Source organism: Actinoalloteichus hoggarensis, from assembly GCF_002234535.1.
Classification (GTDB): Bacteria; Actinomycetota; Actinomycetes; order Mycobacteriales; family Pseudonocardiaceae; genus Actinoalloteichus_A; species Actinoalloteichus_A hoggarensis.
In genome coordinates, this window is the sequence record NZ_CP022521.1 from 4,116,345 (window position 1) to 4,129,063 (window position 12,719).

The following is a 12,719-nucleotide window of genomic DNA, read 5'->3' on the forward strand; positions in this document are numbered from 1 at the left end:
CGAGACGACTCCCCGTTCTGGTAGCCATACACACGCGGAGAGTGATCACTCGATCGCGGTGCTTGTCTCGGATTCGGGAGGAATTCTTGAGCGGACGACAGTGGAGTCGGCGAACGGTCTTCAAGGCCGCAGGGGGAATGACCGCGGCGATGGCGCTCGGGGGTGTCGCGCTCACGGCGACGGCTCCGGCCGCCGCCGCGCAGGACGGATTCGGTCTGCGCGTCGTGGACAGCGACGTCAACGCCGGTCGCATGCAGTACTACCGCTTCGCGACCGAGGCCATCGGCTGGGACCCCGGCGTCAACGTCCTGCTGCCGGACGACTATCACACCAGCGGACGGACCTACCCCGTCCTGTATCTGCTCCACGGCGGAGCGGAGGACTTCATCAGCTTCGACCGGAAGAACATCCGGGGGCTCACGGCGGGCAGGCCGATCATCGTCGTGATGCCCGACGGCGGCGCGGCCGGCTGGTACTCCAATCCGGTCAGCTCCAACGTCGGGCCTCGAAACTGGGAGCACTTCCACTTCGAGCAGCTGCGCCCGTGGATCGAGGCGAACTTCCGGACGTTCGCCGAGTACGACGGCCGGGCCCTCGCCGGCTTCTCGATGGGCGGCTTCGGGGCGTTGAAGTACGCGGCGAAGTACTTCGGCCACTTCGCCTCGGTGAGCTCGCATTCCGGACCGGCCAGTCTCCGCGGTTCCGGGGACCTCGTGGTGCACTGGGCGAACCTGTCCTCGGCCGCGGTGGAGCTGGGCGGCGGCACGGTCTACGGCGTGCCCTGGGATCAGGCCAGGGTCAGCGCCGACAACCCCGTCGAGCGCGTCGAGAGCTACCGCCACAAGCGCGTCTTCCTGGTGGCGGGCACCAGCCCCAACCCCGTCGACTGGTTCGACACGATCAACGAGGTCCAGGTGCTCAACACTCAACGGGAGTTCCGGGGTGCCCTGGACCGAGCGGGCATTCCCCACGAGTCGCACGAGGTGCCGGGCGGACACTTCTTCCGCGAGGACATGTTCCTCCGGGATCTCGACGGCATCATCGGCAGGCTTCGGAAAGCCTGATCCCGACGCAGCGCGCACGCCGCGAGACGGCACCCGCCTGCCCGCGCCTTACGCGGGCAGGCGGGACCAGGCGGGCGGCCCTCGTGGAATCGGGCGCCCTGGGGCGGGCCGAGACGGATCGCGCGCAGCCGCCGGTGCCGGGCGAGAACCTCGCGCTGGGCAGGCCGACGACCGCGTCCTCCTTTCAGGAGACCGGGGACGGCGCCCCGTACCTCCCGCACCTGGCCACCGACGGCGATCTCGGGACGCGGTGGGCGAGCGACTGGAGCGATCCGCAGTGGTTGCGGGTCGACCTCGGCGAGTCCCGCGAGATCCGACACGTCCAGCTGGTCTGGGAGACCGCCTACGGACGCGAGTACCGGATCGAGGTGTCCGAGGACGGGACGTCGTGGACCACCCTGCACACGACGACGACCGGCGACGGCGGCGTGGACGGCATCGACGTCGAGGGCACCGGACGTTTCGTCCGGCTGACCGGCACCGGCCGCGGCGGCGAGTGGGGTTACGCCCTCTACGAGCTGGGCGTGTACTCGTGAGGACGCGAGCCCATGAGGTCGGGAGGGGTCCGCGTCGCGATGCCCGGTCGGCGGGCCTGCCGCCGGTGTGGCGGATGATCCACTGACCGGATGCGGACCCGTTCCGACGACCGCCGTCGGAGATCGAGTTCGGTCAGGCTAGCCTCAGTCCGTCGGTTCCGCCGACATCGCGACCGATCGGGGCGCCGACACGGGCAGGTCGCGACGTACTGCCGCCGGGTGCATCGGTGGGAACGTCGGCGTCTCGATCGGCGTGCGGCGTGCCGCGCCGTGGGTCCCAGGCCGCCCTCCGCCTCGCCGCCGTCGCCGTTCGCCTCGCCGCCGCGCCGTATCCCGCCCACCGCGTCGACGCCGCGGTCGAACCGGCGGCCGTGCTGGACGGGCTTCCGGCGGGGAGTCGGCGCCGACACGGGCAGGCCGGCGGTGATCACCGCGATCTGCCTCCACCGCCCGCCGGTGGAATACTCGACGGCGACACCGATCACGAGAAGTCTGGGAGGCATCGGGAATGCCGGTTCGCACCGCAAGGACGGCCTGGAACGGAACGCTGGAGCAGGGCGCGGGACAGGTCGAGCTCAGCAGCAGCGGAGTCGCCACCTTCGACGTCAGCTTCCCGAAGCGCGCGGCGGAGAAGGCCGAGGGCACCACGAGCCCGGAGGAGTTGATCGCGGCGGCGCATTCCTCCTGTTACGCGATGCAGCTCTCCGCGCTCATCGCGGCGGCGGGCGGCACGCCGCAGTCGCTGGAGGTCAAGGCCGACGTGACGTTGGGACCCGACCCGGCGGGCGGCTTCCTGATCTCGGGTATCGCGCTGACCGTCCGCGGCGAGGTCGAGGGCTTGGACGCGGCGGGCTTCGCGAAGGTCGCCGCCGACGCGAAGGAAGGCTGCCCGGTGAGCAAGGCGCTGAGCGGCACGACGATCACCCTCGACGCCGCGCTCGACTGAGTCGGACGATGCCCGCCGCGACCGGCCTCCGACGGACGGCGACCGGCGTGGCGGGTCGGCGTCGGCCGCCGGGCCGAGGCGCGCGTCCAGTCATCCGCGGGTCGCCGACGCCTGGTCGGCGGTCGCTCGGTACGGCCGACGCCACCGCGCCCCGACGCGACGCGGCAGACGCGGCAGACGCGGCAGACGCGGCAGGGCCCGAGGTGCCGCGGCCCGGGGTGACGGGATCCGTCCCCCGGCGTCCACTTCCGCGAGTCGGTCTCCGACCGCACGACGCTCGACGACATCGGTACGCCGACGTCTCGGGAACAGGCCGGACTCCGCCGTGGAGTCCGAACCGGACGGACGCCGCCGCCGACCAGGGCGAGGCAGGCGGGCCCGCTTCGATCGAGCGGCGATCCGCCGCATCGGCCCGTCGAGGCCTGCGCCGTACGACGTCCGCTCAGTGCGATTCGCGCGCGACCTGATCGCCGCTGGAGCCGACGAGGAAGTCCAGGTCGACCCCGGTGTCAGCCTGCATGACATGGTCGACGTAAAGCCGTTCCCAGCCCCGCCGCGGGTCGGCGAGGCCGCCCAGCAGCGCCGAGGACGGTCTGCGGCGATCCAGCTCGCCCGGTGGGACGTCCACCGTGATCGTGCGGGCCGCGACGTCGAGCACGATCGGATCGCCGTCGCGCACCACCGCCAGCGGGCCGCCCGCCGCGGCCTCCGGCGCGACGTGCAGCACCACGGTCCCGTAGGCCGTGCCGCTCATCCGGCCGTCACAGACCCGGACCATGTCGCGGACCCCGCGTTCGAGCAGCTTCCTCGGCAGCGGCATGTTCGCCACCTCCGGCATACCCGGATACCCACGCGGCCCGCAGCCGCGCAACACCAGCACCGAGTCGGCGTCGACGTCGAGATCCGGCGAGTCGATCCTGGCGTGCATGTCCTCGATGGAGTCGAACACCACGGCGCGTCCTCGATGCCGCAGCAGCTCCGGCGAGGCCGCCGCGGGCTTGATGACGGCGCCGGACGGGGCCAGGTTCCCGGTGAGCACGGCGATCCCCGCCTGCTCTCGGATCGGTGCCGAGCGGGGGCGGATCACCTCGACGTCCCAGATCTCGGCGTCGTCGAGGTCGTCGACGAGCCGCGATCCGGTGACCGTGCGCGCTGTGGGATCGAGCAGGTCCCGGACCTCCCGCAGGACCGGGCGCAGTCCGCCCGCCCGGTGCAGGTCCTCCATCAGGAAGCGACCGGCGGGCTGAAGGTCGACGAGCAGCGGCACCTCGGCGCCGATGCGATCGATGTCGGCGAGGGTCAACTCGACGCCGAGCCTCCCCGCGATCGCCAGCAGGTGCACGACGGCGTTCGTGGAGCCGCCGATCGCCGACAGCGCGACGACGGCGTTGTGAAAGGCCGCCTTGGTGAGGATCTCGCTCGGCCGTCTGCCCCGCCGGACGAGTTCGACGGCGAGTCGCCCCGACTCGTGCGAGGCCTCCAGGAGGCGGCTGTCCGGCGCGGGGGTCCCGGCGAGCCCGGGGATCACCATGCCGAGGGCCTCGGCGAGCAGTCCCATCGTGGACGCCGTGCCCATGGTGTTGCAGTGGCCGCGACTGCGGATCATCGCCGACTCGGAGCGGGTGAACTGCTCGCGGGACAGCGTGCCCGCGCGGGTCTCCTCACTGAGTCGCCACACGTCGGTCCCGCAGCCCAGCGGCGTGCCTCGGAAGGTGCCGGTGAGCATCGGGCCGCCTGGGATCACCAGGGCGGGCAGGTTCACCGACGCGGCGGCCATGAGCAGCGCGGGCGTCGTCTTGTCACAGCCGCCGAGCAGCACCACGCCGTCGATCGGGTTGCCGCGCAGCATCTCCTCGGTCGCCATCGCGGCCATGTTGCGCCAGAGCATGGCGGTGGGCCGGACCAGCGTCTCCCCCAGTGAGACCACCGGCATGTTGACCGGGATGCCGCCCGCCTCGAACACGCCCTGTTTCACGCTCGTCGCCACCTCGTCGAAATGCGCGTTGCACGGCGTCAGATCCGAGGCGGTGTTGGCGATGGCGATGTGCGGGCGACCGTCGAAGGCGTGGCGGGGAAGGCCGCGGCGCATCCACGCCCGGTGGATGTAGGCGTTGCGATCGTCTCCGGCGTACCACTGTGAGCTGCGCTGCTCTGCCATGGACGTTCCTCCCTCGGCGGGCGGGCTCCTCTTCGGAACATAGCGCACGCTCGCGGGGCTGCCGAGGCCTGAATCCGGCGGTCTGGGCTCGCCGACCGGAGAGCGGGCGCCGAGGAACGCGCGCCGAGGGGGACGAGCAGGCCGGTCTCGGGTGGACGTTCGTGCTGTCGTCGATGCCGTACGACCGGGTCCCCCCGAGTCGGCATGGGCAGGCTCCGCGATCGGCGGCGGTCTCGGCCGGGTTCGATCGCCGACGGTGCGCGGGACGGCGGTGCCGTGTCGGGTCCCGCGCACCGGTGCGCTCAGTCGCGCAGGAAGGCGAGCAGTTCTCGATTGACGTCGTCGGCGTGGGTCCAGAGCAGGCCGTGCGGCGCGTCCTCGATCTCCACGTAACGCGCCTGCGGAAGGGCGGCGTGAAAGGCGCGACCCGCGGCGTCGATGGGCAGGATTCGATCCTTGGTGCCGTGCAGGATGAGCGTCGGGACGGTGATCCGGGGAATGTCGTGGCGGAAGTCGGTGGGCCAGGTGAGCGGCGCGGCCGAGGCCGCGTACCAGCCGCCCGCCGCGGCCACGGCGTGGCCGTGTCGCACCGTCTCCTCGCTGATCCGGGAGCCGAGGTTCTCGTCCAGGTTGTAGAAGTCCTCGAAGAAGCTCGTGTAATAGGCGTACCTGTCGGCGGCGACCTGGCGTGCGACGTCCTGGAAGAACTCCGGGGGCGCGGCACCGTCCGGGTTGTCGTCGCTTTTGACGAGGTACGGCTCCAGCGAGGCGATGAACGCCGCCTTCGCCACGCGCTCCGCCCCGTAGACGGCGATGTAACGTGCGACCTCGCCGGTGCCCATCGAGAAGCCGACCAGCGCGATCTCGGTCAGGTCCAGGCGCTCCACCAGGACGTTCAGGTCCGCGGCGAAGGTGTCGTAGTCATAGCCGGTGGTCGGCTGGCTGGACTGCCCGAAGCCGCGGCGGTCGTAGGTGATGACGCGGAAGCCCTCGGCCAGCAGTGCGGCGGCCTGCCGCTCCCAGGAGTGACCGTCGAGTGGGAAGCCGTGGATCAACACGACCGGGCGACCGCTGCCGTGGTCCTCGTAGTACAGCTCGATGTCGGTCTCGTTCTCTCGGCCGACGGTGAGACGGGACATGGACGCACCTTCCTCTCAAGACGCGGACGGGCAGGCGACCCGAGACCTTCGGCTCACCGCACGAGAGGGGCGATGATCAGCCTCGGCACCCTCAATGTGGCAGGCCCTCGGCCGCCGCGCAGCGCGAGACGGTCTCGGGTCGCCGGGTCGGACGAGGTTCATCCCGCCGGATCGACCGGATCGCCGCGGCCGCTCTCGTGCCGGAGGCACGGGCCCGCCCATCCCGCTGGTCGGCACGGTCCGCCCGTGACGCCGTCGGTCCGAGTGATCTCCCGGCCGGCGGGCAACCGACCGTCGACCCGCACGTCTTCTGATCGGTCTGCGGGGAACTGCGATCGACGGCGCCCTTCGCGACGAGGGCGGCTGTGACAGCCGCCGAGCGGTCCGTGCCCGAACGGCGCCCGCCGCGGGCCGAGTGAGGATCAGACACAGTCGACGGAGGTCGCGGCCGCTCCGGCTGGAAGCCGACCGTCGACGACCGAACAGAGGGGTGTTCCGTAGTGATCCGTCATTCCAGGACCCTGAGTCGCCGTGCCGTTCTCGGAGCCGCGGCCTCGTCGCTGGTGTTACTCGGGGTGGGCGCGTGTTCGGACACCGGACAGCGGACGACGTCCGTCACCGGATCCGCGTCGCCGCCGTCGAGTCCGCCGCCGTCGCCTGCCGTGCTGACGCCCGCGGAGTTCGCCGAGCTGGAGGACCGCTTCGGCGTTCGGCTGGGCGTCTACGCCTACGACACCGGTAATGCGACCGTGGTGGCGCACCGCCCCGACGAGCGCTTCCCGATGTGCTCCACGTTCAAGGCGCTGCTCGGCGCCGCGATCCTCCACGAGACCAGCACCGTCGAGTTGGACCGGCACTTCACCTGGTCCGCGGACGACCTGCTGCACCACTCCCCGATCACCGAGCAGCACGTGGCGTCGGGGCTGTCGGCCGAGCAGCTGTGCGACGCGGCGGTCCGCTACAGCGACAACACCGCGGCGAATCTGCTGCTGAACGAGATCGGCGGCCCGGCCGGGTTCACCTCCTTCGTCCGCGCGATCGGCGACGAGACCACCCGACTGGACCGCGTCGAGCCCGACCTCAGCACCGGCGAGCCGGGCGACGAGCGCGACACGACGACGCCTCGTGCCTTCGCCGACACGCTGCGGTCGCTGGTGCTCGGGGACGCGCTCGCACCGGAGCGGCAGGAGATCCTGACGGAATGGCTGCTGACCAACGTCACCGGCGCGAACCGGATTCGCGCGGGCACGCCGGCGGGCTGGCGAGTCGGCAACAAGACCGGTAGCGGCGGATACGGCACCGTCAACGACACCGCCGTGCTGTGGCCGCCGGATCGGGCGCCGATCCTGCTCACCGTCTACACCACGATCGGCGTGCGGTATGCGGAATACGACGAGGCCGTGATCGCGGAGGCGGCCTCGATCGCGCTGGCCGCCGTGTCCGAGCACGCCTGACCGAGCACGCCGGGGCCCTCCACCCGAGGGCCCGGCCCGCCCGCTCGTGGCACGGCGGGCGCGGGTTCGAACGGTGCACCGAACGCGCCCGCGCGAGCCTGCGGCGCCGTCCCGTCCTCACCGGGGCGTCATGCGCCGAGTGGATCGCCGGACCGCACCGCCGTCGTCTCAGCGGCCCCGCACGGCGAACCGTCGCACGGCCGGCCGTCGCACGACGGCCGGCCGACGCCCGAGTCCCGCGCCGACCGGTGTCGGCATCGCCCGGGCGTCTCGTCGTGGTCCCCTCGCGACGGACGGTGCGGCCCTGCGGATCAGCGCAGGAGATCGAGACGGTGCTCGACGGTCAGCGACACGCTCGATCCGCCTGCCGGCGGCACGGCGGCCCCCGCCTCGCAGGTGCTCGCCAGCACCAGGATCAGGAACACCCCGCCGAGCACGCCGAGGCAGCCGCCGGCGCCACCGCCCGTGCGAGGCGGCGCCGACTCCTTCCAGCCGCCCGGCAGGATTCCCGAGTGCCTGCTGAGGTAATGCTGGAGGTGCTGCTCCTCACCCTGGGACTCGGTGAGCCAGGCGGTGCGGTGGTCGCACTCGCCGCAGTGATATCGGTAGCCGCCTGCCATGTCGACACCCCCTGTTCACCGGCTGATCAGCTGGACGAAGTGGTCGAGGTCGGCCTGGAGGCAGGGTTCCTGGGCGTGCTTGCCGGTGCAGCCCGGCGCCCAGTCCGAGCCGTTCCCGTAATCGACGAAGTCGAAGGGGATGCCCGCGGCCGTCAGCTGCGACGCGGCCAGCAGGTTGGTCTGCCTGGCTCGGTGCTCGATGAGGGCCTGCACCGGGTCGTCGAGGAGGTCGCCGCCGTCGCCGACGTACATGGCGACGCCCATGCCACGCAGCGCGGCCACGTCGTGTGCCGGGCTTTCCGCGTTCCACATCGCGTCGTAGGGCCAGAACGGGGCTCCGAAGATCGCGTCTCCGCCCGCCGTCGGCACGCCGCCCACCTCGGTGACCAGGCTGCCCACGACGACGGCCCGCTGCTCCGCGCCACGCAGATCGAGACCGCCGGACATGCTGCCGACGTGGGAGAAGAGATCCGGGCGGCGCTGGGCGTAGCGGAAGGCGCCGAAGCCGCCCATCGAGTGGCCGATGACGGAGCGGCCCTCCCGCGTCGGAATGGTCCGCAGGTTGGCGTCGATGAACGGGATCACGCCGTCGAGGTGGAAGTCCTCCCAGTCCTGCGGGCCCAGGGCGCCCGGATTCAGCCAGTTCGTGTACCAGCCGCGCCCGCTGCCGTTGGGATGGACCACGATGAGGTCGGTGTCTGAGGTGGACTGTTCCGCGATGCGGAGGTTCGTCAGGGTGTCGGGCCGGTCGACGCCGCCGTGCAGCGAGTACAGCACCGGGTGGCGTGTGGTGCTCGTCGCCTCGTAGTCCTCGGGCAGCGTCACCATGATCACGTGCGTGCCCGGTTCCTGCTGTGGCAGCAGTGTAGGTGTCGGCACCTGCTCGGCGGCGACGGAGAAGCGGAAGGTACGCCCCGCGTCGCCCACCCACTCCGGCTCGCTGACCACGGTCAGGCCGAACCCGTCGGCGAGCTCCGGCGGGGTCGTCGCAGGGGCCGCCGTCGCCGTGGGCACCGGGGCCGGGGGCGCGGTGTCGGACGCCGCCGGGGCCGGGGCCGCGATGTCCGGCCCCGTGGTCTCGGCGCCCGCCACCGAGGCCGCGGTGCTGACGAGGCAGGCCGTCACGATGAGGACCAGCCCCGACCGGCGTCCTTTCAGGTGAGCGTTCATGATTTTCCCCTCTGCTGAGTCGATCTACCTGAGATGGTGTGTCCACGCTGGTCAGCGGACCAGGACATCGACCGGTCATCGATGACCGGTCGACGTCGACCGGTCGTCGTCCACACCGAGCCGGGTGCTTCGGACAAGAGAGGAGGCGACACGGTGGGGAACGAGTTCGGCGCGTTGTTACGCACGCTGCGGGCGCAGACGGCGATCACCCAGGAGGAGCTGGCGGAACGGTCGGGCATCAGCGTGCGCACGATTCGCAGACTGGAGAACGGCCAGGCGGGCGATCCCCGGGTCGGCACGGTCCGACTGCTCGCCGACGCCTTGGACGTCACCGGCCCGCAGCGCCGCGGACTGCTGGCCGCGGCGGGCGACGGCGGTACCCGACTGTCGCCCTACGAGCCCGCGACTCCGGAGTCGCCGCCGACGAGGCCGCCGCTCTCAGAGCCGCGAGAGCCGGACGACAGGCGGTATCCGCCGCCCCAGCCCTCGCCGCCGTCGTCTCCTCCGCCGCCGGAGGCCGGCCACGCGGACGCCTCGACCACGTCGTCGGGCCGGGAGGCGCGCGCCAGGACACGGGACCGGTCGACGCTGCAGGCGAATCTCGACGACGCCGCGGATCGGCTCGCGCACCATGTGCGAAGCCGCTGGCAGCGTGAGGAGGAGCAACGGGTCGACGATCCCGGACCGCTGCCCATCCGCTGGCGTCCGATGGGCGCGGCGACCGCCGAGGAGGACGCCGACCCCGCGCCGCCACCCGACGGCCTCTCGCCCGCCGCGGACCTGGTCGACGATCTGAGCGTCTTCGCCGCGATCTTTCGTCGACAGCCGCCCGGCAGGCTCGTGGTGCTGGGGAGAGCCGGATCGGGGAAGACGATCCTGACCATCCGTCTCGTCCTGGAGCGGCTTCGTGATCCGGCGAACACCGGCCCCGTCCCGGTGATCTTCAGCCTCGGGTCCTGGGATCCCACGGCGAACACGCTGCGTGACTGGCTCATCGAACAGCTCCTTCGCGACGATCCGGGGCTCGCCGCCGACTCCGGGGCGGGCTCGTCCCTGGCCGCCGCACTCGTCGAGGCGGGCCGCATCCTGCCGGTGCTCGACGGGTTCGACGAGATCGCCGAGGGCCTTCACGAGATCGCGATGGCGGCGCTGCGGCGCACGCGGCTGCCGATGCTGATGACGAGTCGACCTGAGGAGTACCACCAGGCCGTCCGATCCGAGGGCGCGCTCACCCGCGCGGTCGTCGTCCGACTCGCCGACCTGACCACCGGTGACCTCGTCGACCATCTGCAGCACAGCCGCAGACCGCCTCGGACCGTCGACGCCTGGGAGCCGGTCCTGACCGAACTCCGGACCCGGCCGCGACACCCGGGCTGCGCGAATCTCGCGGCGGCGCTGAGCACCCCGCTCATGGTCGACCTCGCCCGCCGGGTCTACCACGGTGGTCCCGGCCGTGACCCGGCGGTCCTCCTGGACGTCACACGGTTTCCCACCTCGGAGGACATCGAAGAGGAACTGGTCAGCGGCCTGATCCCCGCCGCCTACGGCACGGAGCCGGGAGCGGCGCCCGTGCGGAACTGGACGCCGGAACGAGTCCAGCGTTGGTTCGGCCACCTCGCCTGTCATCTCGACCGTCTCGCCACCCCCGACCTGGCCTGGTGGCGGCTCGCCTCCTCGTTGAGCCCGGCCGGCCGCATCCTCGGCGTCGCGGTGGCGGCGGCGTTCCTGGCGGGTGCGCTCGACTTCCTCTTCGTCCTGGTCCTGGACGTGGTCGTGGGCAGCCGGAGCCTGTGGCAGTCGATCCTGGTGAGTCTGCTGGACGCGGCGCTGCTCGCGCCCCTGGTCGGTCTCGGCGCGGGCGTCGCCTACGGCCTCCTGGTCGTCCTGTTCGACAATCCCGTCGGGCCCTCCCGAGTCCGGATCCGCCTGTTCGGCCGTACTCGGGCCGGGCTCGCGCGGGCACTGCCCGCCGCCGTGTCCTCGCGGGTCGGCGGCGGAGTACTCGGTGGATTCGTCGTCGGTCTCGGACTGGGCCCCGCGAGCACCCTGGGGCGCGGGATCGTGGGCGGCCTCCCCCCGACCGTCGAGCAGGTGATCAGCATGACGCTGATCAACGCCTTCCTCTTCGCGATCATCTTCGGGGTGGCGGTGGGCGCCGTCCTCGGACTGCTGGCGGCGCTGGAGGCGCCGCTCGACCTGGCCACCGTGACCGATCCGCGGAGCATGCTCGCGGACAACCGCCGGATCGTCCTGCGCCAGGTGTTGATCGTCGCTCCGCTGCTGACGCTGACGATCAGCGCCGTCGGGGCGCTCGCGGCCACGCTGTTCCAGCCGCTGCTCGGCCCGCTCGACTGGGGCATGGACAGCGTTCTCGCCCTCGGCGGCGTGGGCGGGGCCATCGGCGCGGGCTGCTACTGCCTCGGCTTCACCGCCTGGGGTCAGTGGCTGGTCCTCACCCGTGTCTGGCTGCCGCTGACGGGTCGGCTGCCCTGGGCCGTCATGAGCTTCCTCGCCGACGCCCGCAGGCGGGGCGTGCTGCGGCGCACGGGCGTCGTCTACCAGTTCAGCCATGCTCGGTTCCATCGACACTTCGCCCGCGTGCACGCTCGGCGGGCCGCGGCAGGGACGGTCGATCCCGTCCCCGAGCGGACGACGGACGGCATCCCGACGGGATGACCGCGGGCCTGTTCACGGTGGATCCGGCGGCGCCGGCGGGTCAGACTGAGCCGGTGACGATCTGGATCTGCGCGACCTGCGGGGTCGAGCACCCCGACACCGAGGCGCCGCCGGCGGCCGACTGCCTCATCTGCGCGGACGACCGACAGTGGGTGCCGGAGAGCGGGCAGGCGTGGACGACGCTGGACGAGTTGGCGGCGGCGGACCATCGACTCGTGCACGAGGAGTTGGAGCCCGGCCTGCATCGGCTCAGCCGGGAACCGGGACTGGGCATCGGACAGCGGACCTACCTGGTGCGGACCCCGCGGGGCAATCTGATGTGGGATCCGCCGAATCACTTCGATCCGAGGACCGTGGAGAAGGTCGCGTCGCTCGGCGGCGTCGCCGTGATCGTCGCGAGTCATCCGCACATGTACGGCTCGCAGGTGAGCTGGAGCGAGCAGTTCGGCGACGCGCCGATCCTGGTGCACTCGGCGGATCGGCACTGGGTGCGACGCGAGGCGTCGGCGATCCGGGAGTGGAGCGGCACCCTGGAGGTGCTGCCCGGCGTGACGCTGGTGACGGCGGGCGGCCACTTCCCCGGCTCGGCCGTCGCCCATGTCGCGGCGGGCTCCGAGGGACGCGGCACCCTGCTGGTCGGCGACACCATCATGCCGGTGCTCGACTCGGGGTGGGTCACCTTCGAACGCAGCTATCCCAATCGGATTCCGCTCTCTCCCGGTCTCGTGCAGCGCATCGTCGACCGGCTGGCGCCGTATCCCTTCGAACGGCTCTACGCCCTGACCGGCGGTCGGATCGCCGCCGACGCGAAGAACGCGGTGCACCGCTCGGCGCGGCGCTACATCGACTGGATCACCGGCAGGCACGACGACCTGGGGTGAGATCCGCTCGGCGCGGCAGACCCCTCGGAGCCGACCGTCGCCGTGCCTGCCCTGTGACCCTGGGCCGTGTCCCGC

Annotated in this window: 10 protein-coding genes; 6 read left to right on the plus strand and 4 right to left on the minus strand. The window is 71.9% G+C overall.

Features of this window, described 5'->3' with window-relative positions; translation table 11 throughout:
* Positions 1-86 precede the first annotated feature (86 nt).
* From AHOG_RS17625 to AHOG_RS17640, 3 genes are all read left to right on the plus strand, one after another.
* Entirely contained in the window at positions 87-1,064 is a 978-nt protein-coding gene (locus AHOG_RS17625; RefSeq protein ID WP_281258032.1) for an alpha/beta hydrolase, read from the plus strand.
* An 83-nt stretch (positions 1,065-1,147) separates the two neighbouring features.
* Positions 1,148-1,600, plus strand: a complete 453-nt coding sequence (locus AHOG_RS17630) for a discoidin domain-containing protein (RefSeq protein WP_245856284.1) — start codon at positions 1,148-1,150, stop codon at positions 1,598-1,600.
* Between the two features lie 508 nt (positions 1,601-2,108).
* Positions 2,109-2,546 (plus strand): OsmC family peroxiredoxin, encoded by a 438-nt coding sequence (locus AHOG_RS17640; protein WP_093942343.1) that lies wholly within the window; start codon positions 2,109-2,111, stop codon positions 2,544-2,546.
* 442 nt (positions 2,547-2,988) lie between these two features.
* Here AHOG_RS17640 and AHOG_RS17645 read toward each other — a convergent pair whose 3' ends face one another.
* On the minus strand, positions 2,989-4,704 hold the full coding sequence (locus AHOG_RS17645; RefSeq protein ID WP_093942344.1) for an IlvD/Edd family dehydratase: 1,716 nt from the start codon (positions 4,702-4,704) through the stop codon (positions 2,989-2,991).
* A 302-nt stretch (positions 4,705-5,006) separates the two neighbouring features.
* Complete coding sequence (locus AHOG_RS17650) at positions 5,007-5,843, minus strand: alpha/beta fold hydrolase (RefSeq protein WP_093942345.1); 837 nt, start codon at positions 5,841-5,843, stop codon at positions 5,007-5,009.
* 560 nt (positions 5,844-6,403) lie between these two features.
* On the opposite strand from AHOG_RS17650, the gene bla reads away from it, so the two are divergent.
* Positions 6,404-7,297 carry a class A beta-lactamase gene (gene bla / locus AHOG_RS17655; protein WP_260404121.1) on the plus strand — a complete coding sequence of 298 codons (894 nt, stop codon included), beginning with the start codon at positions 6,404-6,406 and terminating at the stop codon, positions 7,295-7,297.
* Between the two features lie 311 nt (positions 7,298-7,608).
* Here bla and AHOG_RS17660 read toward each other — a convergent pair whose 3' ends face one another.
* Together AHOG_RS17660 and AHOG_RS17665 are read right to left on the minus strand one after the other, a co-directional pair.
* On the minus strand, positions 7,609-7,917 hold the full coding sequence (locus tag AHOG_RS17660) for a hypothetical protein (protein ID WP_184450941.1): 309 nt from the start codon (positions 7,915-7,917) through the stop codon (positions 7,609-7,611).
* A 15-nt stretch (positions 7,918-7,932) separates the two neighbouring features.
* Positions 7,933-9,087: an alpha/beta hydrolase gene (locus AHOG_RS17665; RefSeq protein WP_093942346.1), complete on the minus strand. Its 1,155-nt coding sequence runs from the start codon at positions 9,085-9,087 to the stop codon at positions 7,933-7,935.
* A gap of 153 nt (positions 9,088-9,240) precedes the next feature.
* Here AHOG_RS17665 and AHOG_RS17670 point away from each other — a divergent pair, with 153 nt between their 5' ends.
* Both AHOG_RS17670 and AHOG_RS17675 read left to right on the plus strand, forming a co-directional pair.
* Positions 9,241-11,763 (plus strand): helix-turn-helix domain-containing protein, encoded by a 2,523-nt coding sequence (locus tag AHOG_RS17670; protein WP_169725875.1) that lies wholly within the window; start codon positions 9,241-9,243, stop codon positions 11,761-11,763.
* A 53-nt stretch (positions 11,764-11,816) separates the two neighbouring features.
* Positions 11,817-12,644 (plus strand): MBL fold metallo-hydrolase, encoded by an 828-nt coding sequence (locus AHOG_RS17675; protein ID WP_093944553.1) that lies wholly within the window; start codon positions 11,817-11,819, stop codon positions 12,642-12,644.
* Positions 12,645-12,719 lie beyond the last annotated feature (75 nt).

Bases quoted from the DNA above. Each gene is read 5' to 3' on its own strand.
- AHOG_RS17640 (WP_093942343.1), top strand. From the start codon at position 2,109: ATGCCGGTTCGCACCGCAAGGACGGCCTGGAACGGAACGCTGGAGCAG.
- AHOG_RS17645 (WP_093942344.1), bottom strand. From the start codon at position 4,704: ATGGCAGAGCAGCGCAGCTCACAGTGGTACGCCGGAGACGATCGCAAC.
- AHOG_RS17650 (WP_093942345.1), bottom strand. From the start codon at position 5,843: ATGTCCCGTCTCACCGTCGGCCGAGAGAACGAGACCGACATCGAGCTG.
- AHOG_RS17660 (WP_184450941.1), bottom strand. From the start codon at position 7,917: ATGGCAGGCGGCTACCGATATCACTGCGGCGAGTGCGACCACCGCACC.
- AHOG_RS17665 (WP_093942346.1), bottom strand. From the start codon at position 9,087: ATGAACGCTCACCTGAAAGGACGCCGGTCGGGGCTGGTCCTCATCGTG.